Source organism: Clostridium isatidis, from assembly GCF_002285495.1.
GTDB lineage: Bacteria > Bacillota > Clostridia > Clostridiales > Clostridiaceae > Clostridium > Clostridium isatidis.
In genome coordinates this window covers 1,554,114-1,578,355 of record NZ_CP016786.1, presented here as the reverse complement: position 1 = coordinate 1,578,355, position 24,242 = coordinate 1,554,114, and the positions used below count along the sequence as shown (strand labels likewise).

At 27.1% G+C, this 24,242-nt stretch carries 23 protein-coding genes and 1 pseudogene; 18 read left to right on the top strand and 6 right to left on the bottom strand.

Features of this window, described 5'->3' with window-relative positions:
• Positions 1–246 precede the first annotated feature (246 nt).
• From BEN51_RS07505 to BEN51_RS07475, 7 genes are all read left to right on the top strand, one after another.
• Positions 247–1,263, top strand: a complete 1,017-nt coding sequence (locus BEN51_RS07505; RefSeq protein ID WP_119865455.1) for an oxidoreductase — start codon at positions 247–249, stop codon at positions 1,261–1,263.
• A gap of 94 nt (positions 1,264–1,357) precedes the next feature.
• The gene (locus tag BEN51_RS07500) at positions 1,358–2,038 is read left to right on the top strand and encodes an N-acetylmuramoyl-L-alanine amidase (protein ID WP_207652757.1); all 681 of its coding nucleotides are present in this window, start codon (positions 1,358–1,360) and stop codon (positions 2,036–2,038) included.
• A gap of 259 nt (positions 2,039–2,297) precedes the next feature.
• Positions 2,298–3,767 (top strand): protein adenylyltransferase SelO, encoded by a 1,470-nt coding sequence (locus tag BEN51_RS07495; RefSeq protein WP_119865454.1) that lies wholly within the window; start codon positions 2,298–2,300, stop codon positions 3,765–3,767.
• Between the two features lie 121 nt (positions 3,768–3,888).
• Positions 3,889–5,400, top strand: a complete 1,512-nt coding sequence (locus BEN51_RS07490) for a GH3 auxin-responsive promoter family protein (protein WP_472298034.1) — start codon at positions 3,889–3,891, stop codon at positions 5,398–5,400.
• A 190-nt stretch (positions 5,401–5,590) separates the two neighbouring features.
• Positions 5,591–6,178 carry a DUF2238 domain-containing protein gene (locus tag BEN51_RS07485; protein WP_119865452.1) on the top strand — a complete coding sequence of 196 codons (588 nt, stop codon included), beginning with the start codon at positions 5,591–5,593 and terminating at the stop codon, positions 6,176–6,178.
• A gap of 101 nt (positions 6,179–6,279) precedes the next feature.
• Complete coding sequence (locus BEN51_RS07480; RefSeq protein ID WP_119865451.1) at positions 6,280–7,065, top strand: histidinol-phosphatase HisJ family protein; 786 nt, start codon at positions 6,280–6,282, stop codon at positions 7,063–7,065.
• A 171-nt stretch (positions 7,066–7,236) separates the two neighbouring features.
• Positions 7,237–7,584, top strand: a complete 348-nt coding sequence (locus tag BEN51_RS07475) for a hypothetical protein (protein ID WP_119866595.1) — start codon at positions 7,237–7,239, stop codon at positions 7,582–7,584.
• Positions 7,585–7,602: 18 nt separating this feature from the next.
• Here the strand turns inward: BEN51_RS07475 and BEN51_RS07470 are convergent, their stop codons facing one another.
• Both BEN51_RS07470 and BEN51_RS07465 read right to left on the bottom strand, forming a co-directional pair.
• Complete coding sequence (locus BEN51_RS07470; RefSeq protein ID WP_119865450.1) at positions 7,603–8,700, bottom strand: iron-containing alcohol dehydrogenase family protein; 1,098 nt, start codon at positions 8,698–8,700, stop codon at positions 7,603–7,605.
• A gap of 291 nt (positions 8,701–8,991) precedes the next feature.
• Positions 8,992–9,801: a helix-turn-helix domain-containing protein gene (locus BEN51_RS07465; RefSeq protein ID WP_119865449.1), complete on the bottom strand. Its 810-nt coding sequence runs from the start codon at positions 9,799–9,801 to the stop codon at positions 8,992–8,994.
• Positions 9,802–9,985: 184 nt separating this feature from the next.
• Between BEN51_RS07465 and BEN51_RS07460 the strand changes: the two genes are divergently transcribed.
• Complete coding sequence (locus tag BEN51_RS07460; RefSeq protein ID WP_119865448.1) at positions 9,986–11,038, top strand: FtsZ/tubulin family protein; 1,053 nt, start codon at positions 9,986–9,988, stop codon at positions 11,036–11,038.
• Between the two features lie 151 nt (positions 11,039–11,189).
• Here the strand turns inward: BEN51_RS07460 and BEN51_RS07455 are convergent, their stop codons facing one another.
• Positions 11,190–11,840, bottom strand: a complete 651-nt coding sequence (locus tag BEN51_RS07455) for a DNA alkylation repair protein (protein WP_119865447.1) — start codon at positions 11,838–11,840, stop codon at positions 11,190–11,192.
• A 349-nt stretch (positions 11,841–12,189) separates the two neighbouring features.
• On the opposite strand from BEN51_RS07455, the gene BEN51_RS07450 reads away from it, so the two are divergent.
• The 5 genes from BEN51_RS07450 (at position 12,190) to BEN51_RS07435 (ending at position 14,912) form a co-directional block, all read left to right on the top strand.
• Positions 12,190–12,369, top strand: a complete 180-nt coding sequence (locus tag BEN51_RS07450) for a zinc-ribbon domain-containing protein (RefSeq protein WP_119865446.1) — start codon at positions 12,190–12,192, stop codon at positions 12,367–12,369.
• Between the two features lie 249 nt (positions 12,370–12,618).
• A complete protein-coding gene (locus BEN51_RS13815; protein WP_164704095.1) occupies positions 12,619–12,774 on the top strand; it encodes a hypothetical protein in 156 nt (51 codons plus the stop codon).
• Positions 12,775–13,350: 576 nt separating this feature from the next.
• Complete coding sequence (locus BEN51_RS07445) at positions 13,351–13,536, top strand: hypothetical protein (protein WP_123962167.1); 186 nt, start codon at positions 13,351–13,353, stop codon at positions 13,534–13,536.
• Positions 13,537–13,642: 106 nt separating this feature from the next.
• Positions 13,643–14,365: a glycerophosphodiester phosphodiesterase gene (locus BEN51_RS07440; protein WP_119865444.1), complete on the top strand. Its 723-nt coding sequence runs from the start codon at positions 13,643–13,645 to the stop codon at positions 14,363–14,365.
• Positions 14,366–14,513: 148 nt separating this feature from the next.
• A complete protein-coding gene (locus tag BEN51_RS07435; RefSeq protein ID WP_119866594.1) occupies positions 14,514–14,912 on the top strand; it encodes a bacteriohemerythrin in 399 nt (132 codons plus the stop codon).
• A 47-nt stretch (positions 14,913–14,959) separates the two neighbouring features.
• Here BEN51_RS07435 and BEN51_RS07430 read toward each other — a convergent pair whose 3' ends face one another.
• Positions 14,960–15,481 carry a hypothetical protein gene (locus BEN51_RS07430; RefSeq protein WP_236906192.1) on the bottom strand — a complete coding sequence of 174 codons (522 nt, stop codon included), beginning with the start codon at positions 15,479–15,481 and terminating at the stop codon, positions 14,960–14,962.
• 235 nt (positions 15,482–15,716) lie between these two features.
• Between BEN51_RS07430 and BEN51_RS07425 the strand changes: the two genes are divergently transcribed.
• The 4 genes and pseudogenes from BEN51_RS07425 to BEN51_RS14160 all read left to right on the top strand — a co-directional run.
• The gene (locus BEN51_RS07425) at positions 15,717–16,151 is read left to right on the top strand and encodes a MarR family winged helix-turn-helix transcriptional regulator (RefSeq protein WP_164704094.1); all 435 of its coding nucleotides are present in this window, start codon (positions 15,717–15,719) and stop codon (positions 16,149–16,151) included.
• Between the two features lie 98 nt (positions 16,152–16,249).
• Entirely contained in the window at positions 16,250–18,040 is a 1,791-nt protein-coding gene (locus BEN51_RS07420) for an ABC transporter ATP-binding protein (RefSeq protein ID WP_119865442.1), read from the top strand.
• On the top strand, positions 18,033–19,829 hold the full coding sequence (locus BEN51_RS07415; RefSeq protein WP_119865441.1) for an ABC transporter ATP-binding protein: 1,797 nt from the start codon (positions 18,033–18,035) through the stop codon (positions 19,827–19,829). Before BEN51_RS07420 ends, BEN51_RS07415 begins: the two co-directional genes overlap by 8 nt.
• A gap of 200 nt (positions 19,830–20,029) precedes the next feature.
• Positions 20,030–20,116: pseudogene (locus BEN51_RS14160) on the top strand (IS200/IS605 family transposase); the annotation flags it as partial.
• Between the two features lie 377 nt (positions 20,117–20,493).
• Here BEN51_RS14160 and BEN51_RS07405 read toward each other — a convergent pair.
• Together BEN51_RS07405 and BEN51_RS07400 are read right to left on the bottom strand one after the other, a co-directional pair.
• Complete coding sequence (locus tag BEN51_RS07405) at positions 20,494–21,192, bottom strand: ABC transporter ATP-binding protein (protein WP_119865440.1); 699 nt, start codon at positions 21,190–21,192, stop codon at positions 20,494–20,496.
• Entirely contained in the window at positions 21,192–22,295 is a 1,104-nt protein-coding gene (locus BEN51_RS07400; protein WP_119865439.1) for an ABC transporter permease, read from the bottom strand. Before BEN51_RS07400 ends, BEN51_RS07405 begins: the two co-directional genes overlap by 1 nt.
• Before the next feature lie 579 nt (positions 22,296–22,874).
• Between BEN51_RS07400 and sstT the strand changes: the two genes are divergently transcribed.
• Positions 22,875–24,116, top strand: coding sequence for a serine/threonine transporter SstT (gene sstT / locus BEN51_RS07395; RefSeq protein WP_119865438.1), 1,242 nt, complete (start codon positions 22,875–22,877; stop codon positions 24,114–24,116).
• The last annotated feature ends 126 nt before the right edge of the window (positions 24,117–24,242 follow it).

Here is a 24,242-nt window from a genome sequence, read left to right as displayed (position 1 = left end):
TATTTTAATAAGTAAAGTTATTAGCTTAGCTATAACAGTAACTATCTAAAGATAAATAAAAATATTAGTAATCGGCATAGAAAGATATAAAATTAAAATATGTTGTTTTTGCTAAAAGTGGAAGGAGCTAAGGGATATTCATAAGAAAGAGCTCTTTTTTCATAATATAATAATTTTTGCTTTTATTTTATTGTAGAATAAAGGTATAATTAAAAATAATTAACAATAATTTCTAGGAGGAGTATTATGTTAACTATTGGTTATATTGGAAATGGGAAAAGCACTAACAGATATCATATTCCTTTTGTTATTCAAAGAAAAAACTTAAAGATAAAAACTATCTATCAAAGAAATCCAAAGAATGAAAAATGGGATAGAATTGAAGGAGTAAAATACACTTCAAATTTAGATGAACTTTTAAAGGATGAAGAAATACAACTTATAGTTATTTGTACAAGACATGATAGTCATTACGAATATGCTAAGATGGTTTTAGAAAATAATAAACATTGTCTAGTAGAAAAGCCTTTTATGGAAAGCTCACAACAGGCAAAGGAAATTTTTGATCTAGCAAAGGAAAAGGGATTGATAGTTCAGGCTTATCAAAATAGAAGATTTGATAGTGATTTCTTAACAGTTCAAAAAGTGATTGAAGAAGGAAAATTAGGAGAATTACTTGAAATAGAAATGCACTTTGATTACTATAGACCAGAAGTCCCAGAAGGAGCTACAAGCTATGATGTTAATGAATCTTTTTTATATGGACATGCTTGTCATACTTTGGATCAGGTTATAAGCTATTTTGGAAAGCCAGATAATATTCATTACGATGTAAGGCAACTTCTTGGGCCTGGAAGAATGAATGATTACTTTGATTTAGATTTATATTATGGAAATTTAAAGGTTTCAGTAAAATCAAGTTACTTTAGAATTAAAGAAAGACCAAGCTTTGTAGTTTATGGTAAAAAGGGATGTTTTGTAAAGCAGACCAAAGATCTTCAAGAATATCATCTTAAGATGTTCTATATGCCTCATAATAAGGATTTTGGGCTTGATAAATTTGAGCATTATGGAACTTTAACATATGTAGATAATGAAGGTAAGATACATGAAGAAAAAGTGGAAACTGTAAAAGGTGATTATGGAAGAGTATATGATGACTTATACGAAGCAATTATAAATGGAAAAGATAAAAAAATTACTGATGAAGAAATTTTGCTTCAAATGGAAATATTAGAAACTGGTGTAAAACATCTAAAATAATAATCTTTTAGTATTTCTATTATTGATACATAAAAATAATGGAAATGCGGATAATAAAGTGAGAAAAACTTAAGAATAGGCAGGGATAAACTAGATGAGAAAATATTATTATATATTTATGATTATTTTACTTTCATTTTTTCCTATAAATCAAAAAATAGAACAAGAAAATCAAGATTATACTTTAACACAAGAAGTATCTTTAAATTTTAAGGAAGAACTTAAAATTAATGATATGTTTCTTCCTAATGAAAATTCAAGGCCTCGTGAAAAAGAAATAACTCATGTAATGATACATTTTATGAGTAATGTTTCAATTAACTATAAAGATCCTTATAATATTTATGACATTTATGATATTTTCTTAGATTATGGTGTGTCTGCTCATTATGTTATTGGAAGATATGGAGAAATATATTCTATGGTACCAGAGGACAGGGTAGCATATCATGCTGGTCAAGGAAGCCTTGAGGGTTTTCCTGACTATGAAAATAAAATGAATGATTATTCTATTGGTATTGAACTTCTTGCTATTGGAACAAAAGAAGAAATGCTACCTATGATATCTGCAGAGCAATATGATTTAGTTGATCAATCCTTAATAGGATATACAGATGCTCAGTATAACTCTCTTAACTTATTAATAGAAAATATATTAAAAGATAATCCATCTATAATAAAAGATAGAAAACATTTTATAGGTCATGATGAATATTCTAAAGGAGTAAAAACTGATCCGGGTTCTTTATTTGACTGGAAAAGAATAGGCTTGTAAAACTCTAGCACTTCTTTATAAATCAAAATGTATAATTAAAGTTTTGGTTGGTTTTTAGTGTGTTGAAAATCAATATAGAAATAAAAAAACTCTGTAGGATATATTTATATCCTACAGAGTTTTTTTGTATAATTAAATAAAGATTATTAATAAAAAATAATTATTAAAATAATTTTTCTTTATATGCATAAGTATAATAAATTTTTTGAAGTAAAAACTAAAATTGATTAGAATTAATGATTAAAGAAAGGAGGACATTATGGGTTACAATAAATCAAAAACTGGATTAAATTTAGAGAATACTTATATTGAACTTCCAGATATATTTTTTAGAAGGGAAAGTCCAAGCTCTGTACCCAAACCTAGATTAGTTGTATTTAATTATTCCTTGGCAGCTTCTTTAGGATTAAATTCTAAGGAACTACAAAGTAATTATGGTGTAGATATTCTTGCTGGAAATAAGGTTTTAGAAGGAACAGAAGCTATTGCTCAATCCTATGCTGGACATCAATTTGGGCATTTTACAATGCTTGGTGATGGAAGAGCTGTCCTTCTTGGGGAGCATATAAGCCCTAAGGGGGAGAGAGTTGATATTCAGCTAAAAGGTTCAGGAAGAACACCTTATTCTAGAGGTGGAGATGGTAAAGCAGCTTTAGGTCCGATGTTAAGAGAATATATAATAAGTGAAGCAATGTTTGCTCTTGGGATACCTACTACAAGAAGTTTGGCAGTAGTCGAAACAGGAGAAAAGATAATTCGTGAAGATCTTTTGCAAGGTGCAGTATTAACCCGTATTGCAGCAAGTCACTTGCGTGTTGGAACTTTTCAATTTGCAGCCCAATGGGGATCAATAGATGATCTGAAAGCTTTAGCTGATTATGCTATACAAAGACATTATCCAAATGTGGACAAGGATGAGAACAAATATTTAGCTTTTTTTAAAGCTGTTGTAAAAGCTCAAGCAGAACTTGTGGCTAAATGGCAGTTAGTTGGTTTTATTCACGGAGTTATGAATACTGATAATATGACAATTAGTGGAGAAACAATTGACTATGGCCCTTGTGCCTTTATGGATACTTATAGTTCTGATACTGTTTTTAGTTCAATCGATAGATATGGCCGTTATGCTTATGGAAATCAGCCAAGTATTGCTGCTTGGAATTTAGCAAGATTTGCTGAAAGCTTATTGCCTTTAATACATATTGAACAAGATGAAGCTGTTAAGTCAGCACAAGAAGCAGTTGCTGAATTTGAAAATATTTTTATGGATAACTGGCTATCTGGCATGAGAGCTAAACTTGGAATTTTTAATGAAGAAGAGAGAGATCAAGAATTAATAGAAGAACTTTTAGATCTTATGGAAAAAGAAAAGGCTGATTATACTAATACCTTTAGAGCCTTAACTCTTGATAAAATAGAAGATGTAAAAATGTCTAACACAGAAGAGTTTAAAGTTTGGTATGAAAAGTGGCATGAAAGATTAAAAAGACAGCCAGAGTCAAAATCTTCAGTAATGCAGCTTATGAGAAGCTGCAACCCAGCAGTTATTCCACGTAACCATAGAGTTGAAGAAGCATTAGAAGCTGCAGTTGAAAAGGGGGATTATAGTGTCATGAATAAGCTTTTATATGTTTTATCAAGACCTTTTGCTTATGTAGAAGAACAGGAAGAATATGCAAAATTGCCTAAAGCATCAAAGGAAGCTTATAGAACTTTTTGTGGAACATAAAATATAATTTGGGGATTGTTATTACAATCCCCAAATTTATAAGACTTAATTATTTAACATTATTTTGAATTTATCATAAACTATTTGTGTATAGCATTAATTTGAAAGTGTTTTTACGAGCATTATAAGTAAATTTCTTTATATAGTGGTAATTAAAGCTGGAGGGATAGTAAAAAATAAATTTGATAAATATACTAAAAATCCTAGAAAAGTAAATGAAGAGATTTTGTTAAAAATTATAAATTTAAATGTAAGTACTGAAATAGGAAAAAAATATAATTTTAAAAATATAAAATCTATAGAAGATTTTAAAAAGAATTTTCCCTTAACAGACTATTCTTTTTATGAAGATTATATAAAAAGGATGGGAGAAGGAGAAAAAAATATATTAATAAGTAAAAATATAAAATATTTTGGTCATACTTCAGGTACTACAGGGAAGCAAAAGCTGATTCCAGTTACAAAAGAAAGTAGAAAAATTGCTTCAAAATATATGGCTTTTTATTCAAATAGAGTTTGTTATGAAAGTTTTAAGGAAAACTGGACTTATGGAAGAGGCGTTTTAATATCAGATATTGTGAATACTAATTATACAAAATCAGGAATACCAATTTGTTCTGCTACATCAGGGGGAATGAATGGAATAAAGTATATAATCCCTTTCTTATTTACGTCTCCACTAGAAGTTATGAAGATAACAGATAAAGAAGCAGCTTTATATCTTCATTTATTATTTGCTTTAGAAGAAAGCAGCTTGATGTATATAAGTGGAGTTTTTATTTCAAATATACTAGATTTTTTTAGAGTTTTAGAAGAAAAGTATCAATTATTAGTAAGGGATATAAGAAAAGGAAGGGTAAATAATAAAATAAATATAGATGAAAAAACTAGAACTGCTTTAAATAAACTATTATCTCCTAATGTTAGCAGGGCAGAGAAATTAGAGGAAGAATTTAATAAAGGATTTAAGGGAATAGCAAAAAGGATATGGCCAAGATTACTGTATATTGAGACTGTAACAGGAGCAAACTTTTCAATATATGATGATAAAGTTAATTATTATACTGCTTCATTGCCTATTTATTCTCCTTCTTATGCTTCTACAGAAGCAATGATAGGCATTAATCCTTATATAAATAAAATAAGATATGTTATTATTCTTGATACAGCTTTTTATGAATTTATCCCTATAGAAAAAGGTGAAGTTAATGCAAACAAAACTCTTAATATAGATGAATTAGAAATTGGGAAAAAGTATGAAATAGTTATAACAAACAATGCTGGTCTTTATAGATATAGAATAGGAGATGTCATAAAAGTTGTAGGTTATTATAATAATTGTCCTGAAGTTGAATTTATGTATAGAAAAAATCAAGTATTAAATATGGTATCTGAAAAGACAAATGAAGAACATTTAACAGATGCTATAAGAGGAACTATGAAAAAACTAAATATTAATTTAATTGATTATACTACAGAACCGGATAATTCCATAACTCCAGGAAGATATATATTTTATTTTGAATTTAAAGATAAGATAAGCAAAAATCAAATAAAAGTTCCTAGAGTTATTATAAATAATAAAAATATTAGAAAAGTAATAACTAGTAATTGTCAAAATAATGATATGTAAAAATTCCAGACACTGTTGAAACTTAAATAGTTGCAGCAGTGTCTGGAATTTATTATTCTACGCGAGAAAAGATTATTATATTTATAATTTAGTAATAATAACTTTAAAGAGTAATTTAAACAAGGACTATTGGAAAATTATTCTAAATTAATAAATAAAATATTTATTTCAAAGAAAGGAAATGATTTATATGAAAAATAAAAATAGTAAGCTAGTTATAATTATGTTAGCAATTTTTGAAACACTTTTTTTAATTAATATAATTTCTAATATAATAGCTAAGGATTGGAAGGAGCTAGGGCTAGCAGTATTGGGAATAGTAAATATGCTTATCCCCTTATTAATTAAAAAAAATTTTAGGAAAAGAGAGATTAATTTACCTCTAACATTTGAGATAATATCGATTATATATATTTTTCTTGCCCTTTATCTTGGTGAAATAAATAAGTTTTACATAAAATTTTGGTGGTGGGATTTACTTTTACATGGAATTTTCGGAAGTTATGCAGTTATAATTGCTTTATATTTAAAAGAAGGGATTATTACATCAAATAGAGAAGTAACAAAAAAGAGATATAGGATTTTTATTTTAATATTTGCCTTTACTTTTTCAATTACAGCAGGTGTCCTTTGGGAAGTTTTTGAGTTTTTAGGTGATTATTTTTTTAAAACCTCTATGGTTAAAGGTGGTATTGAGGATACTATGACAGATATGCTTGTAAAAATAGTATTTGCTTTTATAACTTCAGTAATATATTATTTCCGAAATAAGAAATAAAAGATTATATATATTTTTATAATTTGATAATTCTTTTTTGAATTTAGATATATAATTTCAATAATATATAAATTAATTATGGTAAAGGGTGGAGGAGTTTTATGCTGGCAGATTATCATATGCATACTAATTTTAGTGATGATTCTACTTGTGAAATGGAAGATGAAATAAAAAAAGCAATAGCTTTAGGATTAGATGAAATTTGTTTTACCGAACATGTGGATTATGGAGTAAAAACAGATTTAAATTGTAATTATTATGAATATCGCAAGGAATTTAATAGATGTAAGGAAAGGTATAAAGATAAAATAACACTAAAATTTGGAATTGAATTTGGGATGCAGCTTCATACTATTGATGAATTTCAAAAGGATTTTAATGAAAATAACTTTGATTTTGTTATTCTTTCTTGTCATCAGGTAGATAATAAGGAATTTTGGACGCAAGACTTTCAAAGAGGAAAAACACAAAAAGAATATAATGAAAAATATTACGAAGAAATATTAAAGGTTATTAAAAGATATGATGACTATAGTGTTTTAGGACATTTAGATATGATTAGAAGGTACGATATGAAAGGAATTTATCCTTTTGAAAATATAAAGGATATAGTAACTGAAATTTTGAGACATATAATTTTAAGGGGAAAGGGAATTGAAATTAATACATCTTCCTTTAGATATAAATTAGATGACTTAACGCCTTCAAGGGATATACTAAAATTATATAGAGAATTAGGTGGAACGATAATTACCATAGGTTCAGATACTCATAAAGAAGAAGATATTGGTTACAAAATTTTGGAGGTTAGAGAGGAATTAAAAAAGCTTGGTTTTAAGCAGTTTTGTACCTTTGAAAAAATGAAAGCTATTTTTCATGATTTATAATATAGAATATATTATATAAGGGCGATAAAGGTGTATAAAGAAATTTGTCTCTTATATCCCTGTAATTATATTTTGAAGAGTATTCAAAATAGATGTAATACGAAAATGATGTTATAATAATAGAAAATTAAATCTTAAAGGAAAGAAGATGATATAATAGTGTCAGACAAAATGATTAAAGCATCTGAACTAGCAAAGGAATTAGGATTATATTTAAAAATAGTAACATCAAATAAGTTTTTTGATACTTATAATCCTTTTTTTAATATTTTTGATGAAGTTGAAGAACCTTGCAGGCGCATTCTTGTTTTAACTCCTTATAAGGAATTAGAAGAGGTAAATGATAAAAATCCTGCAGATCCAATTATAGAGCCAATGCTGATTGAAGGAAATATATGGCTTAAGGAATATCCTTTAACAACAAATCCAAGAAAGATAAATTTAGATGAAATTGAGATTACTGAGGAATTTTACAATAAGATAAAAAATATGGAAAGGGGTCAGACCCCCTTACAATAATTGTAAGGGGGTCTGACCCTATTTTAAAAGACTTTTTTTATAAATTTGTATTATATCTTCTAATTCTACTTTTTCGGTATGATTTTTTAATTTGCCTTTATTTGAAGCAAAGTTCTTTGAATATTCTATTATTTCTTCTTCAGTTATTTCGATATTTATATTAATTAATTTATTAAAGATATTTTCTAATTCCTCTAACTTATTCATTCCTAATAGATTTAACATTCTATATATTTTGGTTTTATCTTTAAAGCTTCTTAAATATTCAATTGTCAATATACCATTAGCTAAGCCATGAGGAAGGCCCTTAAAATATGTAAGGGGGTATCCCATTCCATGAGGCAGGGAAGTTCCAGTTTGAGCAATTTGCATTCCAGCTAAAGTAGATGCCAGCATAACCTTGTTTCTAAAGTCAGGATCTAATTCTTTATTAACAAGTTTCTTAAAGCAGTATTTAAATAATTCAAAGCCTTTTTCACCGTAAATTTCTGACATATAATTGCTATTTGTATTTAAATAGCCTTCAACTAAATGGGTAAAGGCATCAATTGCAGTGTTTACAGTTATTTCATAAGGTAAGTCAAAAGTGTACTTACTGTCAAGAAAGGCTGCAACAGGAAATACTGATTGTCCTAAATTTTTCTTTGTTTTTTCTTTGTTTGAAGTTACTATGCTATATTGAGTAACTTCTGAGCCTGTTCCAGAAGTTGTAGCTATAGCAATTACAGGAATACTTTTTAGTTGCTTTTGAGAAAAGATATTATCTTTTTTTACTTCTGGATTTTTTATAAAAACAGCAATGGCTTTTGAAGCATCCATGGGGGAGCCACCGCCTATCCCAATAACAAAATCAACATTATTGTCTTTTCCAATAATGCTGCCCTTTTCTATAGTTTCTAAGGAAGGGTTTTCTTCGACTTCATCAAAAAGTATGTAGTCTATTCTTGAATCAGAAAGGGCTTTAACAACATCATTATAAGAACCATTTCTTTTAGCAGAGTTTCTTCCTGTAACAATTAGAGCTTTTCTTCCTATACTGCTGAAGACTTCCTTGTTTTTTAAAATAACATCCTTGCCGAAATATACTTTTGTAGGCATTGAATAGATAAATTCCATAACCATCAACCTTTCTTTACTTATTTAGAGAATATTTAAGTTTATTATTCTTAGATTAAATCTTTTCTTATATATTATTATATAATCATTTTTATATATTAGCTTATTAATTATGTTTTATAGTGAAATTAAAACTTTATTATATATCAGTAGATTTATATATGAGAAAATTTAAGATGTCTTAGTTAATATTAGAGATGTTGAAATTAAAATAAGAACTTACACCTATAGTAAGGGTAAGTTCTTATTTTAATTTATATATATTTAGAATATATTAGAAGTTTCAGATTATTATTTAGAATTAGATAAATGAAGTATTTTATTAAATAAACCTTTGTTTGCATTATCTAGTTCTATTTCTTGCTGGATAGTATACGCTTCAACAGTCCTTTTTAAATTTTGAATTTCTTTTATTAAAAGTTTATTATTATTTAAAAATGATTGAGTAAAGTTATTAAAGTCATTTTGTAGAGAAACTTTAAGTTCTTCATTTCTATCGTTAATTTTATTAGAAATTAATTCTTCAGTATTGCTAATAAGTTCCTTATGTAAACTTGAATTTATTTCATTAATATTATCAAATTTAGAATCTATGTACTCTTTAACTTCCTTATTAAATTTTTCTTTAAATTCACTTAAGTTTCTATTTTGGGCTTCAATAATTATTGAAACAATATTTTGTAGATACAATGAATTAGCTTTTTGTATATCATCTATGAATTGGTTTTTAAAATTATTAAGTTGTATTTCTTGTTCCTTTTTAATGGAATCAATAAGTTCCTCTACAGATAACAAATTACTTTCTGAATATTTAATTTCCTTATCGCTTAAAGGTAATTTATTATAATAATCATGAATTTCTTTTAGAGACATACCTCTATTTTTTAGTCTTATTAAAAGTTCTAAGTTATCGATATCACTATTAGTATAACGCAATTCTTTATCTACTATTTCTATTTTTAGAAGATCGCTAAAAATATTAGTGTAGTACTTTATATTATTAATATTTTCATTTAATAAATCAGCTACCTGATTAATAGAATAGTGGGAGATTTCCCCTCTTTTTTTATTTTGAATTTTATTTCTTTCTTTATTATCCATAATGATAAAGTCACCCCTTTATATAACTTATCTCAATAATTCTCCTCCCCTTTTATCTATTCGTATATAAATAAATTAACTTAAGTAGTTGTTTTAATTATTTTAAAAAAAATATTAAAGTTATATAATGTTTTCTGGTTTTCTTCGATAATATATCTGTAGAATATAACAATGGAGGGCAGTTATGGATAAGGGTAAAATGTTATTAGTTTCATTAGGACAAGGTGCTGGAAATATAGTTGATGGGCTTATAAGCAAGAATCCAAGGTATAATGGATTGTTTATAAATAGCAGTCTATTTGATATTAAGCCATTAAAAAATGCTGATATGTCAAAAAATGTATATTTATATCCAGGGACAGATGGTTCGGGAAGAGACAGAAATAAGTCTAAGGAGATGATATTAGATAATGTTAATGCAATAGGAACATTATTAAGTAAATATCTGTTAACAGAAGTAATTGTAGTATTTACAACTATGGCTGGCGGAACAGGTTCAGGAGCAATAAAGACTTTTATACAAATAGCCAAAAAAGTATTACCAAAGGCTAAAATTAATGTAGTAGCTATTTTACCTAGCTTAAAAGAAGATGAATTATCATTTAAAAATACTCTAGAATGTTGGAATGATATCAATAGTATTATGGATTTAATAAATGATGTTAAATTCGTTGATAACAATAAGAGAAATACTTATAGGGAAATTAATAATGAAGTAATTGAAAGTTTAGATTTAGCTTATAATATAACTGGAATTCATTCTGAAGGTAGTATTGATAATAGAGATTCATTAAGAATAAATACAGCAGAAGGGTCAGGCCTTGTTTTAAAGTTATATGATGGCCTAATGGATGCTAAAACTGCTGTTGATTTAGCTATAAAAAATAGTGTTTTTGTTCAACCTGATACATATGATTGTGATTATTTAGGAATTAATTTAAAAATTGATGGATATGATCCATATGAAGTATCTAAATTATTTGAAGTTTATAGAAGTACATATATTACATATAATAATAAAAATAATATAGTAGTTCTTGGAGGATGTGAAACTCCTACAGAGGCAATAAAGTTAATAAAGATGGCTTTAGATGATAAGAAAAAAAGAAAATTATCAAGAAATAAGAGAAGAAGTTTTATTATTGATTTAAATTCAGATAGTAAAGATAAGAAAGAAGAAATTGATTTAAGTAATAGTGAATTTGACGATTTACTTGAAGATAATTTTGTTGTATAAAATTATTTTGAATTTTAAATGTTAAGGTATACATTTTTTGTAAATTAAAGGATTGTTCAAAGTAATTATAAAAATTACTTTGATACAGTCCTTTTTCTTAAAATTTATATATCTTATTTTATATAATTACTAATTTTTTTATAGTTTATTTTTATTTCAGATATTTGCTTCCTTCTTTAATGCTTAATTTACTTAAATTATTGGAAACTATAAAATTGCTAACCCATTCTTTATTTGATTTTGAATATTCCCTAAGGACCCAGCCTATAGCCTTCTCTATAAAGAATTCATTATCTTTATTATTATTTAATATAACTTTTTCAAGGACCTCTGTATTTGTGTTTTCCTTATATTTAAGTTGAAAAAGTATTGCTGTTCTTCTTAACCAGATATTTTTATCTTGGCTCCATTTTAATATATATTCATCAATAAGTTCAGGATATTTTTGACATATCTCTCCAACTAAATGACTGGCAATTAAATCAATAGTATCCCACCAAGACTTATTTATTATCAGTTCTTTAATAAAATGAATATCATCCTGTTGTAATTTCTTCTTTTCCTTTATTAAATAGTCTACTCCTAGATATTGAAATTCCCGATATTCTTCTTTCCATAAAGATTTTACAAATTCCCTATCAATAGGAGAATTTTTATCTAGTTTTTTAAAGAAGGGCTTTTCAAGTTCTCTTCTTAAAGGGGTTTTTATACCTAAGAATTCAAATTTATTCTTCATATATGCCTTCATTGGAGCAGCATTATTAGGATTTTTATGCTGTATGAATGTATCTATAATGTTCATTTTTATCTCGCTTTCTTTGTTATATTTAAACTATAATATGATTTAATTATATTATAATAATCAATTTATTTCAGGTATAGAAAAATATTTTTGGACAGTAGATAATATTTCTAAAAATTAGAATTTATTGATTTATTTACAAATTTCTATAAAAAACCATTTGTTATATGGTATTATTGTATATCTATTAATTAGATTATGATAAGAGATAGTGCAAAAAGGATAAGTAGTAAGAATATTATCGTATTAGAGGACAAGTTGTTAAATAATAAAGTTTAAATGTTATAAAGCGCAATGTAAACGATATCGTATTTATATATTATAAGCTTAGATATTTAGGAGGAACATCATGTGGTGTATGAAGTGTGGCGCAAATCTACCTGATGAAGCAAGATTTTGTTTTAATTGTGGAACAAAGGTTCCAGATCTAGTTCAAAAAACAAACTATGAAAAAGAAGAAAATTATTATGAAGAGTTTGACTATGTAGAAGAAAGTGAAAATATTTATATCTTCAGAAAAGTTTGCTAAAGCGATGGAAGAAGAATGTATAGAATTTAGTAAGTGTATAGTATTATGAAAAAAATTAGATGATATTTTTAAAGACAGTAGAAAAATATTTGAAAGAGATTTAGGAAATAATGCAATTTTTTAGGAAGAAAAAATTAATTTCAATTATAATCTTATAGATAATTTAAAGAGGGCATTTAAATATTACAAATAGAAGATATTGGAAAAGTAGAATTTAATAGAAATACTTTGTGTATTAATTGGATTCTAATGAATGTAAACCTTGTTGGAAGTAGTGAACTTGAAATATTTAGAGATATAATTGAATATATAATATTTGTTATTAAAAATAATAAGTTTTTATCAGGAAAAGAAGAAATTATAGAAGATAAACTTAAAATTATTTTAATTTTAATAATGTTGTAGACAATGAATTATTAAAAACTATATTAGGAAATGCTTTTGATATTTTTCAAGAAAAATTAAAAAAGAATAGAATTTATAATTGAATATATTTTATTTAGAATAAAATATGATAGTGATATAAATCCTTATAAAGATGAAGAAAAGAAAGTAAATGAGAAAATAAAAGACGATGAAGTAAAAATACAAAAAGAAAAAAGATATTTATCAGAATTTAAAGATGAAATTGAATTATTAAAATATTTAGTTGAATATTTATCAATAATAAATATTAAGGATTTAAGAAATAGATTATATATTAATGGAGAGAGTGCTAATGCAAATAAAAAAGTTTTAAATGCATTAAAATCATATCTTAAAATTGAAGAGGGAGAGTTTATTTATGCTATTTATGATAATACTATCTTTAGCAGTGGAAAAGATGGTTTCCTATTAACTAAGAACAATTTGTATTATCATAATTCTTTTAAAGAAACAGTTAAAATTCCTTATAAAGATATGGAAAGAATAAATATAGATAAAAGTTGTCTTATTATTTAAAGGAATACAATAGACGTGAATTTTATTAATCAACAAGATATGGAATTATTCAGGGATACAATATTAGAAATAATAGAAATAATTAAAAATTCTAAAATTGCTAATATAACTGAAAACTTAGACAAGTTATCTAGTAATAATATGTATAAAGTGCAACTTATTAATAGAGGAAATAATGTTATAAAAGTATTAACAGCAATAAGAAAATTTATGGCTTTGCACTAGCAAAACCATTTGGTGTTTTTATAATAAGAAATTTTCTTATAAAATTATTTAATTGAAACAAACTATTAAAATATGGTCAATATATTAAAATCTTGGGAGGTTTAACATGATAAATTTTGCTCATAGAGGCGATAGTATTAACTACCCAGAAAATACATTGCTAGCTTTTAAAGAAGCTATTAAAGCAGGCGCTTCAGGTATTGAATTAGATGTTCATAAAACTAAGGATAATAAATTAGTAGTAATACATGATGAGGATATAGAAAGAACATTTTTAGGAAAGGGTTTAGTTAAGAATTTTACTTTAGAAGAACTTAAAGCTTTTAAGTGTAGAAGAGTTTTATTTAGAGATAATCCAGAATGCCATATTCCTACTTTGGAAGAGGTATTAGATATAGTAAAAAAGAGCAATATAATATTAAATATAGAGCTGAAGACAGATGAAATACATTATGAAGGAATTGAGGAGGATGTAATAAATTTAATTAAGAAATATGCTTTAAATAACAATGTGCTTTTATCGAGTTTCAATTTAGATTCAATAAGAATATGCAAAGAAATTGATAGTAATATTAAAACAGGGTTATTATATTATAAAACTATAGAAAATATAATAGAAATTGCAAAAGCTTTAAAGGCAGATGCAATACATCCTTATTTAGAATTAGTTAATGAAGAGCTTATAAGGGAAGCTCACAAGTATAATCTTGAGTTAAATATATATACTGTAAATGATCCTAAGTATATGAGAATGTTTAGGAATGCTGGAGTTGATGGATTATTTACAGATGATCCTAAGTTGCTAAAAGAGATTATTATGGAAAAGTAAAAAATGTTAGGATTTTCTAAATATCTTTAAAACTCTTATTGTATAAATCTTAACTATCATCTATAATTATATAAACAATAATAATATGTAAATTATAATATAAATTAAGTATAGAAATAAATTTATAAAGGGGGGAAATAAAATGGCAATGTATGAAATGAAACCAGAGTATAAAACAGGAATTGATTTTATTGATAAAGAACATGAGCAATTATTTACGATTGCAAACAGGGCATATGAATTACTTAAAAATGAATTTATACCAGATAAGTATGACTATATTGTTGAGGTAGTTGAAGAATTAAAGGCTTATACAAAATATCATTTTGAGCATGAAGAAGAATACATGGTATCAAAGGGTTATAAAAGATTATTATCTCAAAAAGTAGCTCATGATGAATTTATTAAGAAAATACAAAGTTATAGTACAGAACATATTGACGAAAATCAAAGAGAAGTTTTACTTGGTTTATTAGCTTTAATAAATGACTGGCTGATTGAACATATATTTAGAGCAGATAAGCTTATTGCTGAAGTTAATCAATAGATAATATAAAAAATTGCTAGGTAATAAATACCTAGCAATTTTTTATTCTAACACCAAATTATTACTTTATAAGGAGCAGTTTGAGCAGGAATGCTCCTAGTGCTAGTACCATATACAACAATTAAGTTCCTATTTGCTGGACTTCTGGAAAAGCTTTGGTTATTTCTTAATAGTAACCTAGTACATGGACAGATATTTATTTTTAACATTCCATCACTGCTAGTTAAGTTAGAATTAAAATAATCTACTTTTACATTTTGATGCGAGCTATCCTTTACTACAATAAGTGCTCTATATTGTGGCGGATAAATAAGTGGAACTGGTGCGTTACCATCATAATAACCAGTAATTTTATCCCCCACAAAAACCATCTCATTATCTAGAAAATATGTGTCAGGAGATATAATAAAATTAACTATTTCCTGCATGTCATTTTCTAAAGTAATTAGTTTGTAGCAGCCTGCATCAATATCATCTTCACTTACAATAAAATCAGTAATAGCAGTTATTGTACCATGGAAAGATCTGAAACTAATATTAACTCTTTTGTATAAGTTATTTTTATACAATCATATCCCTTCCTACAAATAATTCTATTTCAATTTATGTGAAATTTAACAAAGTGGTGAACATTACTATATAAATAGGATAAATTTAACTTAAAAAAATATTAATAATTCAGTAAAGGTTTTCGTTAAAAATTAGAATTGACATTGAATTTTTAAAAAACTATAATTTAATAGTATTTTATTTTAGATGAGATTAAATATCATTTTTATTGTATTAGGAACAAAGGTGTGTAATGTGAAAAGGAATGTATCAATTGGTCATGAAATTAAAGTTCTTTCAAATTTAATAAAAAGACATATATGTAACTGTCATGTTAGGGGGAGCTGCGGAAATCTTACTGAAATACAAGGTTTGATTATAAGATATTTACATAGTAATATATCAAAAGATGTATTTCAAAAGGATATTGAAGAAAAATTTACAATTAGGAGATCTACAGTAACTGGCGTACTTCAATCTATGGAAAGGAATGGCTATATAATAAGAGAAACAGTACCATATGATGCAAGATTAAAGAAAATTGTTTTAACAGAGAAAGCTATTAATTTACATGATCAGGTTATGCTGGAAATAGAGGAATTTGAAAAAAGGATTACCAGAAATGTTTCAGAAGAAGAATTAGAAATTTTTATTCAAATCTTAAATAAATTTAAAAGAAATTTGGAATAATTTTTTTATACTTACATTGTTAGGGGACTAACAGTATGTTGCCTAACAATTTTTTATGGAAAGATAAAAAATAAATTAATAAAAAAGGAGACTAAAATATGATAAAACTGTTGAAATATTTAAAGTCAAAGGATTGGATTTTTATTTTTATAAGTTTACTATTTATAGTATGTCAAGTATGGTTAGATTTAAAACTACCTGACTATATGTCAGATATAACAGCTTTAATTCAAACTCCAAATGCCGAAATGATTGAAATTTGGAAGGCTGGAGGCAAAATGCTTGTTTGTGCTTTAGGAAGTTTAATAGCCAGTGTTATAGTTGGATATTTTATTTCAGGTATAGCGGCAGGCCTTTCAAAGACCTTACGTTCTAATATCTTTAGAAAAGTAGAAAGCTTTTCAATGCATGAAATTAATCAGTTTTCAGTTCCAAGCTTAATAACTCGTTCAACAAATGATATAACTCAAGTGCAAATGATAATAGCTATGGGTCTTCAAGTATTAATAAAAGCTCCAATTACAGCTGTTTGGGCCCTAGGTAAAATATCAAGTACGAGTTGGCAATGGACAACAGCAACAGCGGTAGCAGTAGTAGCATTATTAATAGTTGTATCTGGATCATTCTTATTAGCATTACCAAAGTTTAAGATAATTCAAACTTTAACTGATAATTTAAATAAAGTGGCTAGAGAAAATTTAACTGGTATTAGAGTTGTTAGAGCCTATAACGCAGAAAAATATCAAGAAGATAAATTTGAAAAAGCAAACGATGAAATAACAAAGACAAACTTATTCACAGGAAGAGTAATGGGGATACTAATGCCTTTTATTCAAATAATAATGAGCGGTCTTAGTTTATCAATATATTGGATAGGTGCTTACTTAATAAATGATGTATCTATACAGAATCCAGCTGATGTTGTTAATAGATTTTCAGTATTTAGTGATATGGTTGTATTCTCATCTTATGCAATACAAGTTGTTATAGCATTTATGATGCTGGTTATAGTATTTATAATGCTTCCAAGAGCGCAAGTTGCTGCAAATCGTATTAATGAAGTTTTAGATACTCCTCTTACAATAATTAATGGAACTCGTAAATCAGATGAAGAGGCTCAGGTTGGAGAAATTGAATTCAAAAATGTATACTTTAAATATCCTGATGCAGAAAGTTCAACTGATTATGTATTAGAAAATATAAACTTTAAGGTTAATAAGGGAGAAACTATTGCATTTATTGGAGCTACTGGTTCTGGAAAATCAACATTAATTAATTTAATTCCAAGATTTTATGATGTAACTTCAGGAGAAGTATTAGTCAATGGAGTTAATGTTAAAGAATATGATAAAAATTATTTAACAAATAAAATAGGATATGTTTCACAAAGGACAGTAATGTTTAGTGGAACTGTAGAATCAAATGTTTCTTATGGAGATAATGGAAAAGAAAAATTAGGAATAGATGCTGTTAAGAGAGCTGTTGAAATTGCTCAAGGTAAAGACTTTGTTGAAAAACTTGAAAAGCAATATGAAAGTGAAGTAGCTCAAGGAGGAACAAATCTTTCTGGAGGACAAAAACAAAGACTTTCAATAGCTAGAGCTATTCATAGAGATCCAGAAATTTATATTTTTGACGATTCCTTCTCAGCTTTAGACTATAGAACTGATAAAGTTTTAAGAGCAGTCTTAAATAAGGAAACTAAAGGAAAGACTAAACTTATAGTAGCCCAAAGAATAGGAACAATTAAGGATGCTGATAAGATAGTTGTTTTAGATGAAGGAAAGATCGTTGGAATAGGAAAACATAAGGAACTTCTAAAGACTTGTGAGGTATATAGAGAAATAGCATACTCACAACTTTCAAAGGAGGAACTTGAAAATGAGTAAACACATGGGACCAGGATCACAGGGAAAACCACAAAAAGCAAAAGACTTAAAAGGAACATGGATTAAACTTTTAAAATATTCAAAAGCTTATATAGTATTTATAATTATAGCAATTATCTGTGCTATAGGTGGAACAGTATTTACAATAATTGGACCAGATAAATTAAAAGAAATTACTAATGTTATCATGGAAGGCGTAATGACTGAAATCAACCTTGATAAGGTTGGAGAGTTGGGTATGACGCTTGTTATTTTCTATGTATCAGGAGCTATACTTTCTTATGGACAACAATTCATATTAACAACAGTAACTCAAAGAGTAGCTAATAAGTTACGTAGAGATATTTCAGAAAAAATGAATAAAATTCCTTTAAAATATTATGACTCAACAAGTCATGGAGATATTTTAAGCCGTATTACAAATGATGTAGATATAATAGGACAAAGCATGAATCAAAGTATAGGAACTTTAGTTTCAGCCGTATCCTTATTTATTGGTTCTTTAATAATGATGTTTAAGAATAATGTAACTATGAGTTTAGCGGCTATTGTAGCTACAATAATTGGATTTATTCTTATGACAGTTATTATGGGGAAATCACAAAAATATTTCTCAGCTCAACAAAAGGAGCTAGGACAAATAAATGGACATATTGAAGAAATATATTCTGCCCATAATATAGTAAAAGTTTATAATGGTGAAAAGGAAGCTATTAATAAATTCGAAGAAATTAATGAAAGATTATTTGATAGCGCAAGAAAATCACAATTCCTATCAGGACTTATGATGCCTTTAATGGCCTTTGTAGGTAACTTTGGATATGTAGCAGTTTGTGTTGTTGGAGCTTTACTTGCCTTTGATGGAAAAATAGAATTTGGTGTAATAGTTGCCTTTATGGTTTATGTTAGATTATTTACACAACCATTATCACAAATGGGTCAGGCAGCAACAAGTTTACAATCAGCAGCTGCAGCAGGTGAAAGAGTATTTGAATTCTTAGAACAAGCAGAACTTGAAGATGAATCACATAAAACTAAGCTTTTAGAAGATGTTAAAGGTGATGTTGAATTTAAGAATGTTAAATTTGGATATAATCCTGATAAGCTAATCATTAAGAATTTCTCAATGAAAGCTAAAGCAGGTCAAAAGGTTGCTATAGTTGGACCAACTGGAGCTGGTAAGACTACAATTGTTAACTTGCTTATGAGATTCTATGAAACAAATTCAGGACAAATTTTAATAGATGGAGTAGATACAAAAGCTATTACAAGAGAAAATGTTCATGATTTATTCTGTATGGTACTTCAAGATACATGGCTATTTGAGGCTTCAGTAAGAGATAATATAGTTTATAACAAAACTGGAGTAACAGATGAAGAAGTTGTAAATGCTTGTAAGGCAGTTGGTATCCATCACTTTATAATGACTTTACCTCATGGTTATGATACTATACTAGATGATAAAACAAATCTTTCAGCTGGACAAAAACAACTTTTAACAATTGCTAGAGCAATGGTTGAAAATGCTCCGCTTTTAATATTAGATGAAGCAACAAGTTCAGTAGATACAAGAACAGAATTATTAATTCAAGAAGCTATGGATAGACTTACAGTTGGTAGAACATCTTTCGTTATTGCTCATAGATTATCAACAATTAAGAATGCTGATTTAATCTTAGTTATGAAGGATGGGGATATCATTGAAAGTGGTAACCATAATGAATTACTAGAAAAAGGCGGTTTCTATGCAGAGTTATATAACAGCCAATTTGAACAAGTAGAAGCATAAATTTTAATATCTTATTTATAATAAACTATATCAAAGTAACGATAAGTTCACTTTGATATAGTTTATTATTTTTAGAAAACCGCGCTTTAGACGTGGTGTTCAAAAAGGCTTATAGTTATGCCTAAGACAAAAAACTCCTTCTGTATAATAAAATAGCAGTCTGGCAACTGCACTTACATATCAGAAGGAGGATATCATAAATGAATGATGTAGATAGTTTATCACATACAAAGTGGAAGGGCAAATACCATGTTGTATTTGCATAGAAATATAGAAGAAAAGAGACTTGAGGTAGGGCAATACTTAGAAAATTATGTGAATTGAAAGGCGCAAATATAATAGAAGCAGAAGTTTGTAGCTAGTCCATTGTAGGAAGATAAATTATCTGAACAACTTACAATGGAATATATAGACCTGTTTATGGTTTGCAAGTAAAGGAATGCATGTGTCAGATCGAGGGTAGGCCTTTAGGCGATGCCAATAATAAAGGGCTATGCCAGAAAATGCAAAACCACGAGCCAAGCTGGTGGTTTTTTTGTATATATTATATTTATAAATAAAATATAATTAATTGGAGAAATTATTAATGCATTCAAAATAGCAAAAAAGATAGTCATATGCTTCCTTCATATGACTATCTTTTAAGAAATATCTTTATTTTTTATTATATTGCAACATTTCTTTTTTCTAAAGTTAGGTTACCATTTTCTATTCTATATATAGTATCAACTAAATCTAGAACTCTTTCATCATGAGTAACCATTAAAGCTGCCTTATTATACTTTTTAATTTCATCTCTAATAGTTTGAACAACTTCTCTACCACGAGGTCCATCTAAACTTGCAGTAGGTTCATCAGCTAAAATTATATCAGGTTTATTCATAAGTGAACGAGCTATTGCGACTCTTTGCTTTTCTCCGCCTGATAGTTTTTCAGGATAATAGTTTGTTCTATGAGACAATCCAAATTCTTCAAGTAAAGATTTAGCATAGTTTTCACTATCTTTATCATTTTTCCCAGAGAGTAGAGGGATTAATTTAAGTTGCTCTAAAACAGTTAAATAAGGTATTAATTGATGAGATTGAAAAACGAATCCTATTTGATTACGTCTTATATCCTCTAATTCTTTCTTACTCATTTTAGTTATGTCATTTTTACCAATTATAACTTGTCCGCTAGTAGCTGAAAGAAGAGCACCGGAAATTGATAAAAATGTACTTTTACCTGAGCCAGAAGGACCTACTATTGCGACAAATTCACCATGTTCAACTTCAAGGTTAATATTATTTAAAACTATATTTTCACTTTCTCCATCAATATAAGATTTTGTAATGTTTTTAAGTTGTAATGCTAAATCTTTCATTAATAATTACCTCCTATTGCTGAAACTGCATCTACTTTTGAAACTTTTTTTATTGAGAATAAACTACTTAAAATCGAAATTATTAAGAACAATAATGAAACCATAAATGCATCTTTAAAACTTAAAACAAAAGGCATACTAGCTGGTAATAAGCTGGCTGATCCAAATGTTAAAATATTACCTATAAATATTCCTATTAAAGATAATATTGCTACTTGATAGATTAAGGATTTAGATAAAGTACTCATCTTTGCCCCTAATGCTTTTAACACCCCGAATTGTGGAATTTTTTGCATTGTTGTTACATAGAAGAAAACTGCAAGTATCATAGCTGAAATTACAAATAGAAAAGCAAGCATCATAATTAAAGTTGATTGTTCTGCCATTCTACCAGGAATATTCTTAATAATATCTGAACTAGAGTATAAAGCTTTTCCATCAAGATTTTCATGAACAAATTTTTCTAATGTAGAAACATCATTTTCATTAACTTTTAAGGCAATAGACTGAAAATTGACTTCATCTCTCCCAGTAGCAGTTTTTAATAAATTTTCATAGGTATCAAGGTTTATTATCCCTATAGATGTATGTCCATACATTTGATTTTCAGTAAAACCAACAATAGTAAACTCTAAATCTGTAGCAGCATCTATTAAAATATCTCCTAATTTAAATCCTTCTTCAGTAAGAGAACTATTTAAGATTATTTCATTATTATGTAACTCATTAGAACCTTCAATAACTTCTGGCATTAAGAAATTATTAGGATCTATGGCATAATAAGTTAGATTTATTTTTTTATCTTCACCTTCTTTTGTAACATTGCTCATTTGAAGATTAACTATAGTAGAATCTTTTATAAAATCTGAAATTATTTCAAAGTCTTCTTTTGAAATATTTGAACGAGTTATTAATTTGTCTGATGATTCATCTAATATATAATAATTTGCTTCTGAATTTTCTAAAGTAGCTCCTGTTGCCGCAGCCAAACCTTTAGTAAGTCCAGCTAAAAATAGTACTAAGAAAATTATAAGTATTAGAATAATAAGAATTAAACTGAACTTAGATTTATTTTTTTTAAGTTCTTTAAATGCTAAAAACATAAAATATTACCACCTTTATTTTTTATAATTAATTTTAAAATATTTAATAATAGTTATTTTTTAATAATTAATATTATAAAACAAAAATGTGAATAAATTATGTACAAAAAAACATTGAAAACTTATTATTTTAAAAAAAAGTATGTCAAATTTTAGATAACTTGTTTTTTATATAATATTTTACTATTTTATATCTGCTTATTGAATAAAGCATAGGTTATAGATTGTTTTTTCCACTTGATAGTTTTAGTGATAGTAATTTAATTTGTAATCTAAGTCGAAGTCTTACAAATTAATAAAAAAGACAGTTGAATTCTCAACAGTCTTTTTTTATAATAAATGATACATATAAATCTTAATAATTAATAATTTAATATTAGTAAACATTTTCTAAGAGGTGAATTTTTACAATAGTACAAAATTTAATAAATTCTTAATTCCTGATTCCAATTTTCGCGATTTTATGATAAACTATCTTAAATCATACATCATCCTAATAAAGTGTTAAATTGGGGCAGGCACATATTTAATGATGTAGAACTAATAATATTTGTAAGACAAAAATAAGGGGGCAAAAAAATGAAAGATTTAATTATTAAATTAAACAAAATTAGCTTAGTAAAAAAAATTATAGTAGGCTTAATTATTGGAGTACTTCTAGCAATAACTGTTCCTGAACAGGCAAAGGCTGTTGTAATTCTTGGTTCTTTATTTGTTGGTGCATTAAAGGCAGTTGCGCCAGTTCTAGTACTTTTCTTAGTAACTTCCGCTATTTGTCAGCAAAAAAAGGGACAAAAATCAAATATGAAGTCAATTGTTATACTTTATATTATTGGAACATTTATGGGAGGATTATCAGGAGTAACTGCAAGTTTTCTTTTTCCAGTTAAATTAACATTAACAACTGGAACAGAAAATCTAACAGCTCCGGGAGGAATTATAGAAGTCATAAAAGCATTATTAATGAATATTGTAGATAATCCAGTAAATGCTTTAATAAATGCTAATTATATAGGGATATTATCTTGGGCAATTTTGCTTGGAATAGCTTTAAGAAATGCAAGTGAAACATCAAAAACAATGATAAGCAATGTAGCTGATGCCTTATCTAAGATTGTGCAATGGGTAATTAATTTTGCGCCGTTAGGAATTATGGGACTTGTTTTTGATGCAATAGCAACAAATGGCTTAGAAGCTTTTGCAAGTTACGGAAAATTACTTGCTGTTTTAGTTGGAGCTATGGCGTTTTTAGCATTAGTTATTAATCCAATTATTGTATTCTTATTTTTAAAAGAAAATCCATATCCACTAGTTTTAAAATGTTTAAGAGAAAGTGGAATTACAGCATTCTTTACACGTAGTTCAGCTGCTAATATTCCTGTAAATATGGAACTATGTAAAAGACTTGGCTTAAATAAGGATACTTATTCTGTATCAATTCCATTAGGAGCGACTGTTAATATGGCTGGGGCATCTATTACAATTTCGGTTTTAGCTTTAGCGGCAGCAAATACCTTAGGAATTAGTGTTGATTTACCAACAGCATTTATTTTAAGCGTATTAGCTACAGCATCAGCTTGTGGAGCTTCAGGAGTATCTGGGGGATCTTTACTATTAATACCATTAGCATGCAGCTTGTTTGGAATACCAAATGATATTGCTATGCAGGTAGTTGGAGTAGGATTTATAATAGGAGTTGTACAAGATTCCTGCGAAACTGCAATAAATTCTTCCACTGATGTTTTATTTACTGCAGTTGCTGAATTCACAAATAGAAAAAAAGCTGGAGAAAAATTAAAAGTTAATGAAAGCATTGCTTAATTATAATAAGTAATTATATAAGGAAGCTATAAAAGTGATATGTCCTTTTATAGCTTCCTTTCTTTATTAGTTCTTAGTATAGGTAAATTACAAGAACCAATACTTTCATTACATTTGATAAATTTA